Origin of the sequence: Pelotalea chapellei, assembly GCF_018531195.1 — a bacterium.
Classification (GTDB): Bacteria; Desulfobacterota; Desulfuromonadia; order Geobacterales; family Pseudopelobacteraceae; genus Pelotalea; species Pelotalea chapellei.
Genome location: NZ_JAHDYS010000013.1, coordinates 89,100 through 106,615, shown reverse-complemented (window position 1 = coordinate 106,615; position 17,516 = coordinate 89,100). Strand labels below are relative to the sequence as shown.

At 50.0% G+C, this 17,516-nt stretch carries 14 protein-coding genes; 9 read left to right on the top strand and 5 right to left on the bottom strand.

Annotation, left to right across the window (positions count from 1 at the left end; genetic code table 11):
- Positions 1–221: 221 nt before the first annotated feature.
- Complete coding sequence (locus KJB30_RS13710) at positions 222–1,580, bottom strand: sigma-54-dependent transcriptional regulator (RefSeq protein ID WP_246545699.1); 1,359 nt, start codon at positions 1,578–1,580, stop codon at positions 222–224.
- Between KJB30_RS13710 and KJB30_RS18060 the strand changes: the two genes are divergently transcribed.
- Positions 1,494–1,673: a hypothetical protein gene (locus KJB30_RS18060; protein WP_246545693.1), complete on the top strand. Its 180-nt coding sequence runs from the start codon at positions 1,494–1,496 to the stop codon at positions 1,671–1,673. The two genes, KJB30_RS13710 and KJB30_RS18060, sit on opposite strands and share 87 nt — an antisense overlap.
- On the opposite strand, the gene KJB30_RS13705 is transcribed toward KJB30_RS18060, so the two are convergent.
- Entirely contained in the window at positions 1,647–4,268 is a 2,622-nt protein-coding gene (locus KJB30_RS13705) for a PAS domain S-box protein (protein WP_214300250.1), read from the bottom strand. The two genes, KJB30_RS18060 and KJB30_RS13705, sit on opposite strands and share 27 nt — an antisense overlap.
- Positions 4,269–4,726: 458 nt before the next feature.
- Between KJB30_RS13705 and KJB30_RS13700 the strand changes: the two genes are divergently transcribed.
- From KJB30_RS13700 to KJB30_RS13665, 8 genes are all read left to right on the top strand, one after another.
- Positions 4,727–5,527: a dienelactone hydrolase family protein gene (locus KJB30_RS13700; RefSeq protein WP_214300248.1), complete on the top strand. Its 801-nt coding sequence runs from the start codon at positions 4,727–4,729 to the stop codon at positions 5,525–5,527.
- Positions 5,528–5,880: 353 nt separating this feature from the next.
- A complete protein-coding gene (gene kaiC, locus KJB30_RS13695) occupies positions 5,881–7,641 on the top strand; it encodes a circadian clock protein KaiC (RefSeq protein ID WP_214300246.1) in 1,761 nt (586 codons plus the stop codon).
- Entirely contained in the window at positions 7,638–7,970 is a 333-nt protein-coding gene (locus KJB30_RS13690; RefSeq protein ID WP_214300244.1) for a circadian clock KaiB family protein, read from the top strand. The genes kaiC and KJB30_RS13690 overlap by 4 nt, the downstream gene beginning before the upstream one ends.
- A gap of 23 nt (positions 7,971–7,993) precedes the next feature.
- Positions 7,994–8,356: a circadian clock KaiB family protein gene (locus KJB30_RS13685; RefSeq protein WP_214300242.1), complete on the top strand. Its 363-nt coding sequence runs from the start codon at positions 7,994–7,996 to the stop codon at positions 8,354–8,356.
- 43 nt (positions 8,357–8,399) lie between these two features.
- On the top strand, positions 8,400–10,250 hold the full coding sequence (locus KJB30_RS13680) for a GAF domain-containing protein (protein WP_214300240.1): 1,851 nt from the start codon (positions 8,400–8,402) through the stop codon (positions 10,248–10,250).
- A gap of 145 nt (positions 10,251–10,395) precedes the next feature.
- The gene (locus KJB30_RS13675) at positions 10,396–11,925 is read left to right on the top strand and encodes a PAS domain-containing sensor histidine kinase (RefSeq protein ID WP_214300238.1); all 1,530 of its coding nucleotides are present in this window, start codon (positions 10,396–10,398) and stop codon (positions 11,923–11,925) included.
- 197 nt (positions 11,926–12,122) lie between these two features.
- The gene (locus tag KJB30_RS13670) at positions 12,123–12,413 is read left to right on the top strand and encodes a putative quinol monooxygenase (protein ID WP_214300236.1); all 291 of its coding nucleotides are present in this window, start codon (positions 12,123–12,125) and stop codon (positions 12,411–12,413) included.
- A 70-nt stretch (positions 12,414–12,483) separates the two neighbouring features.
- A complete protein-coding gene (locus KJB30_RS13665; protein ID WP_214300234.1) occupies positions 12,484–13,179 on the top strand; it encodes a Bax inhibitor-1/YccA family protein in 696 nt (231 codons plus the stop codon).
- An 89-nt stretch (positions 13,180–13,268) separates the two neighbouring features.
- On the opposite strand, the gene KJB30_RS13660 is transcribed toward KJB30_RS13665, so the two are convergent.
- The 3 genes from KJB30_RS13660 to sucC form a co-directional block, all read right to left on the bottom strand.
- Entirely contained in the window at positions 13,269–14,909 is a 1,641-nt protein-coding gene (locus KJB30_RS13660; RefSeq protein WP_214300232.1) for an aspartate:alanine exchanger family transporter, read from the bottom strand.
- Positions 14,910–15,364: 455 nt separating this feature from the next.
- Entirely contained in the window at positions 15,365–16,270 is a 906-nt protein-coding gene (gene sucD, locus KJB30_RS13655) for a succinate--CoA ligase subunit alpha (RefSeq protein ID WP_214300230.1), read from the bottom strand.
- A 2-nt stretch (positions 16,271–16,272) separates the two neighbouring features.
- Entirely contained in the window at positions 16,273–17,442 is a 1,170-nt protein-coding gene (gene sucC / locus KJB30_RS13650) for an ADP-forming succinate--CoA ligase subunit beta (protein WP_214300228.1), read from the bottom strand.
- Positions 17,443–17,516 lie beyond the last annotated feature (74 nt).

Sequence of the window (17,516 nt, the reverse complement as noted above, 5' to 3'; positions counted from 1 at the left end):
AGGGGGTTTAGATGTTACATGTTACTTTTTCCTAGCACGTAAGATGCCATGGTTATAGCACTCCGCGTTTCTCATTAAAACAAGAAGTTGAGTCAGCGGCTGTATCAGGAGACTTGTAAACTATGTTGCTGCTTTGGCGGCTCTTGAAAGGAATGAGTGTGATTTCAGGCTATTGCGATGTGCAACGTTGTTGCTGAGCAACGATGTTGACAGGGTGGGAATCAGCTTTCGGAGAGTCTTTTTTTGCGGTTCAAAATCTTGTTGAGCCCCTGGCGGGTAATCCCCAGGTGTCGAGCGGCAACGCCCTGATTTCCGTTGGCAAGCTCCAGGGCTTGCCGGATCAGGCTGGCCTCTGCTTCCTTCAGGGTTGGCAGCCGGTCCCCGGGAATCTGAGGAGAAATCTCAAATGCAGGTGTTGCACTGTTGTGCGGCCGTCGTCCATCCATGGCCTGGATGAAATATTCCTTGGCAAGGAGGCCGCGGCTGTGGCGTGCAACAGCGTCATAAACCAGTGCCTTCAGCTCGCGTACATTGCCGGGAAAATTATATGTTGCGAGATAAGATGGCAATCCTGAGGAAATGGCTGGGACATCCTTGTGCAGCGCTATGGCTGCCTCTGTTACAAAAAGCTCGAGTAACAGCGGGATATCTCCCTTGCGTGCTTGCAGTGGCGGGACGTTGACCTGGTGGGTACAGAGGCGGTAGAACAGGTCCTGGCGGAAACGGCCTTCGTCGACCAATGCATGCAGATCACGGTTGGTTGCGGCAATGATGCGCGCGGTGGTTTTGCTGGGGCGATCGGAGCCGAGGGGATAATATTCCTGTTCCTGCAACAGTCTAAGGAGTTTGATTTGTGAGGATTCGGTCAATTCCCCGATTTCATCGAGAAAAAGGGTGCCGCCGGCAGCCTGGGCGATGACTCCTTCCCTGACCCGATCGGCTCCGGTAAAAGCTCCCTTGAGATGGCCAAAAAGAGTATCGGAAAAAATCTGATCGTCCAGCCCCCCCAGATTGACAGCCACAAGCTTGCCGGTGCGCCGACTGGCCGTGTGAACGGATTGTGCAAGCAGCTCCTTGCCGGTGCCGGTGGGGCCGGCGATCAAAACCGGCTGACTGGTGGGGGCGATTGCTTCAATGTATCGAAAAATGCGCAACATGCTTTCATCTTGGGTGACGATCGCGGCAAAGACCTCTTTATTCTGCAGATGCCCGTCCAGTACCTGCTGGCGAAGAGCCGATACTTCATGGCGCAGTTCAACCGTCTCGAGAGCCCTTTTGGCAATGAGTTCCAGTTCTGTCAGATTTAAAACAGGCTTGGTAATGAAATCCCAGGCTCCTGCTTGTACGGCTTTAATAGCGTCAGCAACGACATTGATTCCCGAGATGAACACTACTGGTGTCTCAGGGCTCAGTTCCTTGACCCGCCGCATGAATTCCAGTCCGTCCATCTGCGGCATCAGCAGATCAGTAAAAATAAGATCAGGACGATGCTTTTGAAAGCTTGCCAGTCCTGCCTGTCCGTTGACTGCCCCGATAACCCGATAACCGCAGTCTTCAAAGAAGAGGGAAAAACTTTCCAGGATTGCTTCATCGTCATCGACTATGAGTATGGTTGCACTAAAGATATCGCCCCCCGGGGAATGGAACTATATGTCATTACCGCGGATCACTGATTGAATACTCGACAGAAATTGTTCGGTAGTGAAGGGTTTAGGCAGAAAGTTGACATCGTTGTCCTGCTTGCCATCATGAAGCGTCATATCATAGGTGTAGCCGGAAATAAACAGAACCGGCAGTTCGGGGCGTTTCTCCGTTAGCAGCTTGTACAGCTCCGGACCGCTCATCTCGGGCATGATCACGTCAGTCACCAGGAGATCGATGAGGCCTTCATAGGAATCTGCAATAGTTTGTGCCATCAGGGGGCTATCAGCGCACAGGACCTTGTACTGATCCGGTTCAAGCATGCTGAGAATCATTTCTCGAACCATCCAGTTGTCCTCAACGATCATAAGCGTTTTCTTATCCATCTTTCGCGATTGTTGCGGGACGGCCGGTCCGGGGGGAGAGATCTGAAGAGTTTCCCCTTTATTCTCTGGAAGATAGATCGTGAATGTGGTGCCTTCCCCCACACTGCTTTGTACCTGGAGATAGCCGTCATGCTGTTTTACGATGCCATAGACAGTTGCAAGCCCCAATCCTGTGCCATGTCCGACCGGTTTGGTGGTGAAAAAAGGTTCAAAGATGTGGCTCAGAATCTCATTGTTCATGCCACAGCCATTGTCTGAAAAGGTAAGCATGACCTGTGCCCCCGATTTCATGCCGGGATGCAGCTTTGCATATTCATCACCAATAATGACTTGTTTTGTCTGCAGGGATATCTTCCCGTTTCCCGTAATTGCGTCCTGAGCGTTTACCGCCAGATTTACCAGAATCTGTTCGATTTGTCCCTGGTCCGCCAGGATATGCGAGGGGGTCGGTGATAATTGCAGGTCGATCTCGATGTTTTCACGGATGGTGCTTCTCATCAGGTCTTGAAGCGAAACGATTATTTCATTTAAATCGAGATAGCTCATGGATAACACCTGTTTCCGGCTGAAGGATAACAGTTGTTTGGTCAGCTCTTTGGCTTTGTGGGCTGAAGAAATAAGACCATCTATTTTTTTCATGTTTGGATCAGCATCGGAAAAGGATTTTTTGATCATGCCGGCATACACAAAGATGGGCGTCAGCAGATTGTTGAAATCATGAGCGATTCCCCCTGTTAATTGCCCGATCGCTTCAATCTTCTGCATCTGTCGCAGTTGTTCCTGAAGAACGGAATGTTTTTCTTCGGCGCGTACTCGTTCAATGGCAATACTTGCCAGATGTGCTGCTGATTCTATGAGAGCAATTTCCTCGTGGCCTGGAGTATGCGGTGTTTTGTGATATGTGGCAAAGGTTCCAAGAAGCTGCTTGTCGGAGGCCAGAATCGGCTCGGACCAGCACGCCAGCAACCCGGCTTTCTGCGCCGGATCAAATCCTTTCCAGAAAGGATGCCCTTCAATTTTCTCAACAATCACCCTTTTGTTCAGGAAAGCAGCAGTGCCGCAGGAACCTGCGCCCTGCCTGATCTCAAGTCCATTCACTGCTTCGTTGTAGAAGTCCGGAAGACTTGGAGCAGCGCCGTGTAGAAGATGAGTGCCGGCTTCATTTGCCAGAAGCACTGAGCAGTAGGAACCGCGAATTTCCTGCTCAACAAAATGGACCAGATCCTCGAGCAGATCTTTCAGCGGTAAGTTCGTTGCAATTTTTTCCAGAATGGAAAGTTGTGACTTTTCTCGCTCCTGAGCCCGTTTTCGGTCGGTGATGTCTTCATAGATACCCAACACTCCGCTTACCGCGCCGGATTGATCGACCAGGGGAACCTTGGTGGTGTCGACCCAGATGCATGTGCCGTCGGATTGTTTCTGGGTTTCTTCTATATGGATCTTATGTCTGTTGTGCTCCATGACCTCGCGATCATCGGCACGGTAAGCATCCGACTCCTCTGGCCGCCACGGAAGATCATAATCTGTTTTGCCGACGATATCTTCGGAATTGGAATATCCGGCTCTTTGGGCAAATATGTGGTTACAGCCAAGGTAGGTAGAGTTTGTGTCTTTCCAGAATACGGATTGAGGCACCGAATTCAGGACGAGCGACAGCATGTTGCGGCTTTGATGGAGTTTTTCCTCAACCTGTTTGTGCTCGGTTATATCCAGCATGATACCGCGCATTATGGCAGGTTGCCCATTGATCATCTCAACGCTCACGTTGTCGTTCAGCCAGACGGTCCTGCCGTCTTTTGCGAAAAAACGGTACGAAAAAGCATGGTTTTCGCCACGTGCGGTCATCTGCCGGCAATAGGAAGGTGCCCATTCACGGTCGTTGGGATGCAACCGCTCCAGCCACCAGGCAAGATCGATCCATTCCTCAGGCAGATAGCCAAGAATATCCTTTGCCTGTGGGGAGACATATGTCCAGCGGTCGCCCGGAATGTCATATTCCCAGGTAATGCCGGAAATGGATTCAGCAAGAGCACGATAGAGATCCCTGTTTTTTTCAAGGGCCTCTTCATTGGTTTTTAGATTATTCAGTTCAAGCTGCAGTTTGAGGTTTTCGTCTCGAAGAACTGCAAAGGCGTCTGCAGTGTTCTTCTTGAAGAGCTTGCCCCTCGATAGCAGCAAGAAAGTCAGTATGGAAATCAGCCCGGCAACAGCCAGAACTGTCGGCAGTGAAAAATAGATCAATTCATTTTCCTCGCGAGGCAGCCATTGTCAGACTAGTGGTGTGCGACAGCACATAGCTTCTGTTATTCCTATGTCAGCCTTCTTGCCCGGTTTAATTTGCTTATCGTGCCGCATTATTTCTGCTCAGTCTACTCAATTTCTTTTACTCTTTGGCCTAATTCGGTCATGTGGCTGGATCTGACGATTATAGAATAGAAGCTCCTGTCAATTTGATCAATGTAAATATCCGTTTATTATGCAGAGTAGGTGTGGGCAGCGGTTGGAATCCATTGTGCGACTAAGGCAAATGACGTAGGAGCTGAAAAGAAGTTTGAAGTGGTTAGTTCATTTGTACAGCTGCTTGTACAAACCCCTTAAGGACCACCACCAGTACTATGGCTGATAAAGAGTGATATCATTGTCTCAGAACTGGCATCAGGCTGGTTTCTGCCATCTCAACACTAATAAGGAGGATCATTATGATTAGGCGTGTATCGATGGTGCTTTGTCTGTGTCTCATATTATGTGCAGCCACATCCGCATCAGCAAAAGTGTCCGGTCGTGAGGTGGATTACAAGGCCGGAGATACGGTGCTTAAAGGATATCTGGCGCACGACACCGCCGTGAAGGGGAAACGGCCTGCCGTGCTGGTTGTTCATGAGTGGTGGGGCCATAACGAATATGCCCGCAAGCGGGCCCGAATGCTGGCTGAATTGGGGTATGTCGCGCTTGCCGTTGATATGTACGGGGATGGCAAGACAGCCCGGCATCCCGACGATGCAGGCAGATTCGCAAGTGAGGTAATGAAAAACAAAGCGGTCGGCGAGGCGCGCTTCAATGCCGCTCTTGATTTCATCAAGCAACAACCAACAGTCGATTCTGCGAGGGTTGCCGCCATTGGTTACTGTTTTGGTGGCGGAGTGGTATTGCACATGGCCCGGCAAGGAACGGACCTGAAAGGGGTCGTCAGCTTTCACGGCAGCCTGGGGACCGATTCCCCGGCCAAACCGGGCATGGTAAAGGCCAAAGTGCTGGTATTCAACGGTGATGCGGACAAGATGATTCCACCGGAACAGGTGGCTGCCTTTACGGAAGAGATGACCAAAGCCGGGGCTTCTTTCCGTTTCGTGGGATATCCGGGGGTATTGCACAGTTTCACTAATCCCGATGCGGATGCTTTTGCTACAAAATATAAACTGCCCATGGCGTATGACAAGAAAGCGGATCTGGATTCCTGGGCTCAGACGAAAGTGTTTTTAAAGGAGATCTTCTCGAAGTAGAGGTTTGGCAGCTGAGCTTTACATTTTCTGCCGGATACGAACAGCGCAATGGAATGGCGTTACTACCCTGATCGGGGATGGTATTAGCCAACCTTGCGCTGCTTCTTTTTGCGCGAAGCAAAAACAGCAGCCATTCCTTTTGTATTTAAAAAAGTTATATGATTCAGGCATGTTATATGTGCAGGAGGACGAAATTAAGGTGGACACTGGCATGCAATATGTGTATTTTTATGCACCCTGAATTAGAAATGGTTATATGGTCATACCTAATGTGGTGCCGGCTATAACCCGGCTCTTGTTCGGGACCATAAAAAATTTCCATGTTATGATTAATAAATATCGGAGGTACTTACATGGCCAAATCTGGAAAAAAAGCTCGTGCGGTTGACCATACCCTGCGTAAGGCTCCGACCGGAATCAAAGGATTGGACGAAATAACCGGTGGCGGTCTGCCCCAGGGGCGTCCCACGCTGGTTTGCGGAGGCACCGGGTGTGGAAAGACGCTGCTCTCAATGGAATTTCTGGTGCGCGGGGCACTGCAGTTCGATGAGCCGGGTGTCTTCATGTCCTTTGAGGAGAAGTCCGAAGATCTGGCGAAGAATTTTGCTTCACTCGGTTTTGATCTGGATGATCTGGCTGCTCGCGATAAACTCACCCTTGATTACGTGCATATCGATAAAAGCGAAATAGAAGAGACAGGTGAATATGACCTGGAGGGTCTCTTCATACGCCTTGGTCTTGCCATTGATTCGATCGGTGCTAAGCGGGTTGTGCTTGATACCATCGAGGCGCTGTTTTCCGGGTTGTCCAATGAAAATATCCTGCGTGCGGAGCTCAGGCGCCTGTTCACGTTTCTAAAGGACAAAGGGGTGACCGCCATTGTTACCGGCGAGCAGGGAGAACGCACGCTTACCCGCTATGGCCTTGAAGAGTATGTCGCCGACTGCGTCATTTTTCTGAACCACAGCATCACTCAACAGATAGCAACCCGCCGGATGAGGATCATCAAATACCGCGGGTCGTACCATGGCACCAACGAGTATCCCTTTCTGATCGATGAACAGGGATTCTCGGTCATGCCGATTTCTTCCCTCGGTCTCGACCATCCGGCTTCCACGGAGAGGATCTCCTCAGGCGTCAGTCGTCTTGATACGATGCTTGGGGGGAAGGGCTTTTATCGGGGAAGCAGCATCCTGGTTTCCGGCACTGCCGGGACAGGAAAATCCAGCCTGGCTGCCCATTTTGCCGATGCCGCCTGTCGGCGCGGCGAGCGTTGTCTCTATTTTGCCTTTGAGGAATCACAAAACCAGATTGTTCGTAACATGCGTTCTATTGGAATTGATCTTGAGCAATGGGTCCACAAGGGACTGCTCATATTCCTAAACAATCGTCCCACTTTGTATGGCCTGGAAATGCATCTGGTCACCATGCATAAGGCGATTGAGAGCCACATGCCAGCCGTTGTTGTTATAGATCCCATCTCCAATCTGGTGGCTGCGGCCAGTGAAGCAGAAGTGAAATCAATGCTCTCACGTCTGATCGATTATTTGAAAACAAAGCAGATAACGGCCTTTTGCACTGATTTGACCACGGCCGGAGGAGGGCTGGAAAAAACTGAGGTCGGCATTTCGTCACTGGTTGATTCCTGGCTCCTGTTGCAGAATATCGAGGCGAGCGGTGAAAGGAACCGCGGTCTCTACATTCTTAAATCGCGCGGAATGGACCACTCCAACCAGATCCGCGAGTTTATCTTGAGTGACAATGGTATCCAGCTCCGTGATGTATATATTGGTCCCGGCGGGGTACTGACCGGTTCATCCCGTCTTTCACAGGAAGCGCGGGACAGGGCGGAAGTGTTTGAGCACAAACAGGCGATAGAGCGAAAGTATCGTGAAGTTGAGCAGAAAAAGGTAGTGGTTGATGCGCAGATTGCGGCTTTGCAGGCACAGTATCAGGCTGAAAAAGAAGAGTTGGAAATGATAATAGCCAGGGAAAATGAGCGAGATGAGGCTTCTGCTGCAGGAAATCTGGCCTTGGCCAGGAGCAGAAAGGCGGATGAATTTACTACTAGGCCTGAGACTATCGGAAAAACGGGTAAAGGTGGGCGTAAATGACGGCTTCTCAAAAGAAAAAAACGGCAGAGGCACAGCAGTCGGAACCGGTTGAAGAAAAATGGATGCTGAGACTGTATGTTGCTGGACAAACGCCGAAATCGATAACCGCATTTACCAATTTGAAGAAGATTTGCGAGGAACACCTGGCAGGGAGATATCAGATTGAAGTCGTCGATCTTCTGATAAACCCTAAACTGGCCAAGGACGATCAGATCCTGGCCTTGCCAACCCTGGTGCGGAAACTCCCGGAGCCGATAAAAAAGATCATTGGAGACCTCTCCAATACCGAGCGAGTTCTGGTGGGGCTGGATGTACGACCGATCTCCTGAGTGATGGAGATCCCGGAGGGGAAATGAAAGACGGAAAAGATGATCAAGAAACCGGGATTCAGGATTCTACCAAAGAGTTTGAAATGGCCGTCAGTAAGACGGACGAAGGGTGTTATGTACTCCGTCTTTTCGTATCCGGCATGACGCCTAATTCTCGTAAAGCGATCGATAACGTAAAGAAGATTTGTGAGGAGCATTTGAAAGGGCGTTATGAACTCGAAATTATAGATATTTATCAGCAACCGATTTTTGCCAAAGAAGGACAGATCGTTGCTGCTCCCACACTGGTAAAGGAGCTTCCCCTGCCGCTGCGCAAGTTCATCGGAGATATGTCCCAGACGGAGCGGATACTTGCAGGTCTGGATTTGAGAAAGAAGAATCAGTAGCAATAGCCCGAGTCAAAAAATCAATATTATTCAAGGTGTCTGGATGGCAACTGAAATAAAATCTCAAGCAGAACTACTTGCAGAAGTTGAAGAACTTCGTTTTCGTCTTCAGGAGGCTGAAGAGACTCTGCACGCAATTCGAAGCGGGGCAGTGGATGCCCTCGTAGTCTCCATGCCGGAAGGGGAACAGATATTCACCCTGCAGGGAGCTGAACATCCTTATCGAGTTCTTGTTGAAACTATGAATGAGGGGGCTGCCACGCTTTCACCCGAGGGTACCATCCTCTACTGCAACAGACGATTGTCAGCCATGCTTGGGGTACCACTTGAAAATCTGATCGGCTCTCAGCTGCAATCCTACGTGGCCCCTGCTTATCATGAACCTTTCATTGCCCGTTTTAAAAAATGCACGATAGAGTATGAAAATGAGGAGATGGCTCTGATTACCACCAGTGGAAGCTATCTTCCGGTGTTATTCTCCTGCTCTGTCGTTGAGCTTGGGAACAGTCAGGGGATGAGCATAGTTTTCACCGATATCAGCGCACGAAAACATGCTGAGGAAATCATACTTCGCTTGAACCGGTTGTACGCTGTGCTGAGTGCGATCAACCATGCCATTGTTCATACTGACGACCGCCAAGCTCTTTTTCAGGAGTTCTGCCGGGTGGCCGTTGAGCTCGGCGGTTTCAAGCTGGCACTGGTAGGATTAGTCGACAGAGAGTCGGAATCATTGCGGATCGCTGCTTCCGCCGGAGAAACGGCATACGTCCAAGGGCTCACAATTTCAATCAAGGATTCGGAACCTGAGGGTATGGGCCCTTCCGGCATAGCTGTGCGTGAAGGAACCTCATATATCTGCAATGATTTTTCCAAGAGTACGATTACCAGCCCCTGGCAGGAAAAAGCTCGTGCGCATGGTATACACTCCTCGGCTACAATTGCCATCAAAGAGAACCAGAAAGTGATTGGTGTGCTGACTTTATATTCCAGCGAAGTCAATTTTTTTGATGCCCAGCAGGTGGAGCTGCTCCAGCAGATGGGTTCAGAAATTTCATTCGCTCTTGACAACTTCCACCAGACTCAGATCCGCACAGAAACGGAACAGGCTCTGCATCGGGAGACCGTCGAGCGCCTGCAGGCTGTGGAAGAGTTGAGCAAAAAGGAGCAGATGCTGATTCATCAGAGCCGCCAGGCAGCCTTGGGCGAGATGATCGGCAATATCGCCCACCAGTGGCGTCAGCCGCTAAACACTCTGGGGCTATTGGTTCAGCAAGCCCCGCTGTTTTATGATCTTGGCGAGGTGAACAAGGAGTTTCTGGAAGACATGTCGATAAGAGCAATGAAGGCTATTCATCATATGTCCCAGACCATCGACGACTTCAGGAACTTCTTCAAAACCGATAAGGAAAAAGTTGTATTCAATGTGAAGGAAGTAATTGAAAAGACGCTCTCACTGATGGAAGGAAGCTTTCAGGGACAGCACATCGAGGTCGTCGTGCAGTCTGAAGGAGATCCGGTTATATGCGGCTATCCCAATGAATTCTCCCAAGTGTTGTTGAACATACTGGTTAATGCGAGGGATGCGCTGACAGAGCACCACATCGACAGGCCCAGGGTTCAGATCACTGTAAAAACGGAAGAGAGCAGGGGGGTGGTAACCATTTCCGACAACGCAGGCGGCATACCTGATGAGATCATCCACAAAATTTTCGATCCCTATTTCACGACCAAAGGACCGCAGGCCGGAACCGGAGTCGGACTTTTCATGTCAAATACCATCATCAGGAAGAATATGGGAGGCCAGCTGAGCGTGCGCAATGTTGAAAGGGGCGCAGAATTCCGAATTGAAGTCTGGAATGGCACGGAACGCAGGGCAGTCCCCCGGTATTCCTGAACTGCCCAAAAAGTATGGCCCGCCTGCCTATAAGACCACAAAAAGTTGAGCCTCCTCTTTTTTGGTTTACACTTAATAAAATATCTTCAGCTTTTAAATAACCATCTCCATGCCGCACGCATCTTTTGCTTCGTCGGGAGACGTAATGGTGGAAAAAGATCATCTCGACTCTCATCAGCTCAGGCAGACAAGGGCACTCAAGCAAGCTATTCTTGATTCTCTGCCGGCTCATATTGCCGTTATCGACAAGCAGGGGATAATCGTCATTGTGAATGGCCCCTGGAAGCGGTTTGCCGAAGAAAACGGAGTCCCTTGGGTTGAATCGGTCTGTGTAGGGGCCGACTATGTTGCTGTCTGTAAAAGAGCTGCAGAAGTGGCCGATCCTCTGGCGAAAGAAGCGCTTGAGGGAATTCAGTCGGTTTTACAGGGGCAGCTGGAAAGTTTTTCGCTCGAATATCCCTGCCATTCTCCTGATCAAAACAGATGGTTTCTGATGACCGTTGTAGATCCTCACTACAACGCTCTAGGAGCTATCATTTCCCACATCAACATCACTGAACGCAAATATTGGGAAGAGACCCTCCTCCAGTCAGAAAAAAAATTCACCACTATTTTTCAAAATGTTCCCGCGCTGCTCGGCATTACTGTTCTGGCTGACGGAGCACTGGTGGAGGTAAACGACACTTTTCTGCGGGTAACCGGGTATGAACGCGATGAAGTGATTGGCCGTACAACAGTGGAGCTCGGCATATGGGACAACCCGGATGATCGGAAAACTGTGCTTGAAATCTTGAGCAGGCAAGGTTCGGTCCATGATCTTGAATTCAGATTCAGAACAAAAAACGGAGATTTGCTCATTGGACTGATATCCGTAGAGTTGATCGAGCTTAAAGGTGAAAAACATATTCTGACAATGCTGAAGGACATTACCGAGCGCAAACGAATGGAAGAAAATATTCAGGAATTAAATCAGGAACTGGCAACGCACGCCAAAAAACTGGAAGCTCTCAATTTAGGATTGTCAGCATTCAACTATACGGTTTCCCATGATTTGAAGACCCCCCTGAACAGAATGATCCTTCGTGTGCAGATGATCGAACAACTTTATGGTGACCAGCTGAATGAAGAGTGCAAGAAGGATCTGCATGCTATATTCGACGGCGTAATGCAGATGAATGACCTTATTACCACGCTTATGGATTTTTCCAATTGCACCTGCACTGATCTCCAGCGGGAGAATATCGATCTCAGCCTTATTGCGCGTGAAGTGGCAGGAGATCTGTCACTATCAGAGGCTGGAAGAAATGTACAATTTGATATAGCAACAGGGGTGATGGTAAATTGCGATCCGAAGCTGGCCAGGATCGTGCTGGTAAACCTGCTGGGCAATGCCTGGAAGTACACCAGCAATCAGGAACAGGTGATAATAGAATTTGGTGTTCGTGACATTGAAGGAAGCTCGTTTTGTTTTGTTCGTGACAATGGTCCCGGATTCGATGAATCAGAGGCTGAAAAGCTCTTTATCCCCTTTCATCGCCTGCCGGGGACTGAAGAACATAAAGGTCATGGCATCGGGTTAGCTACAGTAGAAAGAATTGTTGCTCGACATGGCGGGAGAGTTTGGGCTGAAAGCCCACCAGGCAACGGTGCTGTTTTCTATTTCAGTTTTGAGTGAATCAGCCGCATTGTTATCTGTAATTGCCAGCAGTTTTCTCATCCCTTAAAGCCTGGAAAAATTCCTGCCGAACTGAATTGATGAGCTCTTACTATGCGCACAAGTGCTATGATATTGAGGGTGCGGTGTTGGTAAGAGACGCCGCGCTTTTGGTGAAGGATACAATGCTGGAATTAATTGAAAGGAGGAAAACAGGCATGGCGAAATTAACCATTGTGGCAAAAACAGTTGCAAAAACCGATTCGGTGGAGAGTGTCAAAAGCGAGATGCTGAAGCTTATCGCACCGACAAGGGAAGAGGAGGGGTGTATTGAGTATTTTCTGCACCAGGATAATGAAGATCCAACCATACTGATTTTCTATGAAACCTGGGAAAATTATGCCTGCTTTGAAAGGCACATGAGCACACAGCACTTTAAGAACTATGTCAACACTGTCGGCAGCATGATCAAAGAGAAGGTGGTATATAAAATGACCCGGGTAGGATAGAAAATCCTTTTTCCCTGGCCCAGCTGTTTCGGTGCCTGGTTTACTGTTAGAGCATGCAAAGGAGTTTAAGATGAATGAATTGAATACCGCCTACACACGTACCTCAACTCAGGTGATCGTAAGACAGAATACCCTCATCCGTCAGGTTTATGCGTGGATGGGAGCTGGACTGGCCATCACGGCTTTTATGGCGCTAATCACACTTTCTTCACCCGCGATACTCAATCTTGTCCTGGGAAACAGGCTCGTATTTTACGGCTTGATGATCGGCGAGCTTGCCCTGGTGTTCACCCTGTCAGGTGCAATAAACAAGTTGAGCGTTGCGACAGCCACGTTGCTGTTCGTTGCCTATTCAGCGCTCAATGGAATCACCCTTTCCACTGTTGCTCTTGTCTATACAGCCAGTTCGATAACTTCTACCTTTGTTACCACTGGTGGCATGTTCGGAGCCATGAGCCTGTATGGATATTTTACCAAACGGGACCTGACCTCGTGGGGCAGTTTTTTGTTCATGGGATTGATCGGCGTGGTGATCGCCTCGGTGGTTAATATTTTTGTCGGAAGCAGTCCGGCTTCATGGGTTATTTCCGGCATCGGTGTAATTGTTTTCACCGGTCTGACCGCCTACGATACCTGGAAGATTAAAGCAATGGCTGCTCAAGGAACAGAGGGCAGGAAGCCGGCTATCCTCGGTGCATTGACACTCTATCTCGACTTCATCAATCTTTTTCTGATGCTACTCAGGTTTACAGGAAATCGCCGATAACCTGGAAATTCAACCGAGCCCTCGAACCCATTAAAAAGGCCTCCACACTTAAGGAGGCCTTTTTTGCAGCATCAGATGGTAAGTTGTCCTCAAGTCACGATTGATAACAGAGCCTGGGCCAAAAGAATTTTGGCGATCATGGCCATGGGATAGACCGAGGCGTAACCGATATTGGGAAGATCATTGTCGGTCTGCTCCAGTGCATAACCGAGCACTGCAGGCTGAGTGAACAGGCCGGCTACCATGCCGATCAGCAGACTCATCGGGATTCGCATCAACCGGTGGCCGATCCAAAGCGTTGTTACTGCAGCAATTAATGTTAAGACGGCACCGGCGAGAAATATCGTAATGCCGCCGCCATTCGTAAATGTTGATAGGAACCCGTATCCGGCCCTGGTACCTATTCCTGCCAGGAAGAATACAAGTCCAATCTGCCTTAAAGTCATGTTGGCACTGTAAGGCAGTGTCCAGACCAGTTTGCCGGTTCTACCGATTGTTCCCAGGATGAGTGCGACAATGAGCGGCCCCCCCGCAAAACCAAGCCGAAAGGTTATCCCACCCGGCAATGGAATCGGTATGATACCGAGCAACAGTCCCAGGGCCAGGCCAAAACTGAACGTCAGGATATCGACTTCACTTACCGCACGATAAGAGTCGCCGAAATAATCACTGACGGCATTCATGTTATCTCGTGGAGCCAGAACTCGAACCCGATCGCCAAGCTCCAAAATCGTATCACCATGGGCCAGAAAATCCGCGTCGCCACGGCGTATTCTGGTTATCATGGCGCCGTGCTGTTCGTTCAGATGCAGAGTTTTTATTTTGCGGCCCACCACCTTTGGATTGGATACAAAGATTCGGCGGGTGTCGAACTCGCTGCGTTCGAAGTGGATATCCTCCGAACTCTGGCCACCAAGAAAATTCATGGCAGCATCAAGGTCCTCCTCGACACCGACAACGGCAACCTGGTCGTCAAGCTCGAACCTTGCAGAAGGGTTCGCCATCAAAAAGCGGCCTTTTCGTTTTATCCGGCCGAACATCACATGCCAGTCATGTTTTTCGTTCAATTCCTCTATTGTAGCAGCCAGCGCTTCCTGGTTTCTGACTCTGGCTGTGCGTACATTGAGGACTTCGTTGAGCGAGCCGAACATGCGCAATGACTTTGCCTCTTTCACATAATCGATATTCCAGAGTTTCTGGGCAATTGAAATGGCAATAACCACACCGATCACACCCATGGGATATGCTATGGAATAGCCCACCACCGGTTCGGTTACGAGTTGGTTAAGGGTTTCTTTGGGGGCCAGATGCTTGATTGTCTCAAGCGCTCCGGCCAAGGCTGGCGTATTGGTGAAACTGCCGGCAAACATGCCGACTGTTATGGTCGCTTTTAAATGAAAGATCTTCTGCACAACGACCGTTAGAGCAGCGACAAATATTAAAATCCCGGCTATCAGGAGGTTGTTGCGCAAACCTTCGCGCAGAAGCGAAGCAGTAAAAGAAGGGCCGCTTGAGAGCCCGACTGTGTAGACGAAGAGCGCAAGTCCCAGTACGTAAATTATCTCCGGGAGTTTCATGTTTGGATCAAGGGATCCTATGGCAAGGCCGACAAAAAGAACCGCAGCCACCCCGAGGCTACTGCCGCCAATCCGGATGTGGCCGAGCGGATATCCGATGGCCGCTACCAGGAACAGAAGTATCAGCGGGTTCTCAATCAGTATTTTAATCATGCGGCTGTCTCCAACGAAGATTAAAAGAATTGTGAAACGTACATTAATGAGTACATCATATTGCTAAAGAGGTTCAATAAAAAAGGCAGCAGACAAACGATTCATTTTCCGGCTGTCCCCGGAAAGCTTTCTGTAAGTATAACTTTTCAATCATAAACTGCACCTCTGTTCGTCAAATTACATGTCCCTTTCCTCCTCACAGGAACGGCTAACCCCACCTGTCCTCCTTTAGGTCCTGTGGGTTCCTTAGCTTAAGGGGAGGGACGCTTCGGGCGCTGCTTTCAGTATTTAACCAAAGAACTTGCCATCGCGTCTCCCTCTTGAGACAAGAGGAGGATAGGAGGAGTTATGAGATTTGTGAAGTCTCACCCAATTCCCTAATCGCTTCAAAAAACAAAAACGCCTCGTTTTCACATTGGAAAACGAGGCGTTTATTTTTAAAAAATGTTTCTAGGCTATTTTGAGGGTGCATCCACAATGGTCGTGCCGGCAGCATCCAGCGCTTCCTGCATGGCGCCCCCCATCCGGGTAGGGCTGGTGGCGACAACCACACCGCAATCATTGAGGGTCTTGATCTTGTCTTCCGCCTTGCCCTTGCCGCCGGTGATGATGGCGCCGGCATGGCCCATGCGCTTTCCTGGCGGGGCGGTAACGCCGGCAATAAAAGCTGCCACCGGCTTTTTCATGTTTTCTTTGATCCAGTGAGCCGCTTCTTCTTCGGCTCCACCGCCGATCTCACCGATCATGAAAACCGCCTCGGTGTCAGGGTCTTCATTGAACAGTTGCAACACGTCGATGAATTTCATGCCGATGATCGGATCGCCACCAATGCCGACACAGGTGGATTGACCCAGGCCGATATCGGAAAGCTGCTTGACGGCTTCATAGGTGAGGGTGCCGCTGCGGGACACCACCCCGACTTTACCGGGTTTATGAATGTACCCAGGCATGATCCCCAATTTGCATTCACCGGGAGTGATCACCCCGGGACAGTTGGGACCAACCAGCCTGGTTTTGCTGTCTTTCTGGACCGCCCGTGCCATGACCATGTCCCGCACCGGAATCCCTTCGGTTATGCAGACTGCCAGATCCAGTCCAGCATCGCACGACTCCAGAATTGCATCCGCCGCACCTGGAGGTGGAACGAAAATCATGGATACGTTGGCCCTGGTATAGCGTACCGCTTCTTCTACTGTATTAAATACGGGGATACCATCGATATGAATCCCTCCCTTACCAGGTGTCACCCCGGCAACGATATTGGTGCCATAGGCGCGGCACTGCTGGGTATGAAAGAGGCCGCTGCGACCGGTGATGCCCTGTACGACAATTTTTGAGTTCTTGTCTATCAGTATCGACATGCCTAGTTTCCCCCCTGACCCAGCATTTTAACAATTTTGCCGGCTCCGTCACCCAATGTTTCCCCAATCTGAACATTGAGCCCCGATTCCTGCAGAAGTTTCTTGCCTTCTTCTACATGGCTGCCGTCCATACGCACGACGATCGGCAGGATGCATTTGACTTCGGAAGCGGCCTCGATAATGCCCTGGGCAATGACATCACAGCGCATGATCCCGCCAAAGATGTTGACGAAAACTGCTTTGACGTCCGAGTCTTCCAGGATGATTTTGAAGGCTTCGGCTACTTTTTCACGAGTGGCTCCGCCCCCCACGTCCAGGAAGTTAGCTGGTTCGCCGCCAAATTCCTTCAACACATCAAGGGTAGCCATGGCCAGGCCGGCGCCGTTGACCATGCAGCCGATGGAACCGGAGAGCTTGATATAGGCGAGGTCGTATTTGCCAGCCGTAATTTCCAGCGGATCGAGTTGGGAGTAGTCGACCATGTCAGGGTATTCCCGATGACGATAGACTGCATTATCGTCAAAGGACATCTTGGCGTCCATTGCCAAAAGCCAGCCAGCCTTGGTCACCACCAGAGGATTGATCTCCACAAGAAAGCAATCCCTTTCAAGGCAGCACTTGTACAGATTGAGCAGCAGTTCCACACAATCCTCGCAGACAACGCCGGTCAGCCCGAGGGCCAGGGCGATCTTGCGCGCCTGATAGGGTCTCAGTCCGGTGAACGGATCGATTGTGAGCATGTGGATTTTTTCAGGGGATTTTCGTGCCACTTCCTCGATTTCAACGCCCCCTTCTGCCGAGGCGATCAGGCAGTAGCGGGAGGATTCTCGATCAAGGGTTATGGAGACATAAAATTCCCGAGCAATTTCTACCGCTTCCTCGATCAGGATGCGGCGAACCTTCAGTCCTTCCGGCCCGGTCTGGATGGTGACCAGTTTTTTGCCGAACAGTTCCTTGGCCACATCGTTGGCCTGCTCAGGATGGTGCACTACTTTGACGCCACCCGCCTTACCGCGTCCACCTGCATAGATCTGGGCCTTGATGACACAGTGGCCCCCCATCTCCTTGGCCGCTCGTTCCACCTGATCGGCAGTCAGGGCTACACGGCTGCGGGGAATCGGTATCCCGAAACCGTTGAGGATCTCCTTGGCCTGGTACTCATGAATATTCATGGAACGCCCCCATTGGAAAGTTTTGCGAAACTATAACAGCGTAATATTTTGTATACAAGATCCTTTTATTAAAG

Coding starts and splice junctions, on each gene's coding strand:
- KJB30_RS13680 (WP_214300240.1), top strand. CDS start 8,400: ATGGCAACTGAAATAAAATCTCAAGCAGAACTACTTGCAGAAGTTGAA.
- KJB30_RS13660 (WP_214300232.1), bottom strand. CDS start 14,909: ATGATTAAAATACTGATTGAGAACCCGCTGATACTTCTGTTCCTGGTA.
- sucD (WP_214300230.1), bottom strand. CDS start 16,270: ATGTCGATACTGATAGACAAGAACTCAAAAATTGTCGTACAGGGCATC.
- KJB30_RS13675 (WP_214300238.1), top strand. CDS start 10,396: ATGGTGGAAAAAGATCATCTCGACTCTCATCAGCTCAGGCAGACAAGG.
- sucC (WP_214300228.1), bottom strand. CDS start 17,442: ATGAATATTCATGAGTACCAGGCCAAGGAGATCCTCAACGGTTTCGGG.
- KJB30_RS13690 (WP_214300244.1), top strand. CDS start 7,638: ATGACGGCTTCTCAAAAGAAAAAAACGGCAGAGGCACAGCAGTCGGAA.
- KJB30_RS13670 (WP_214300236.1), top strand. CDS start 12,123: ATGGCGAAATTAACCATTGTGGCAAAAACAGTTGCAAAAACCGATTCG.
- kaiC (WP_214300246.1), top strand. CDS start 5,881: ATGGCCAAATCTGGAAAAAAAGCTCGTGCGGTTGACCATACCCTGCGT.
- KJB30_RS13665 (WP_214300234.1), top strand. CDS start 12,484: ATGAATGAATTGAATACCGCCTACACACGTACCTCAACTCAGGTGATC.
- KJB30_RS13700 (WP_214300248.1), top strand. CDS start 4,727: ATGATTAGGCGTGTATCGATGGTGCTTTGTCTGTGTCTCATATTATGT.
- KJB30_RS13685 (WP_214300242.1), top strand. CDS start 7,994: ATGAAAGACGGAAAAGATGATCAAGAAACCGGGATTCAGGATTCTACC.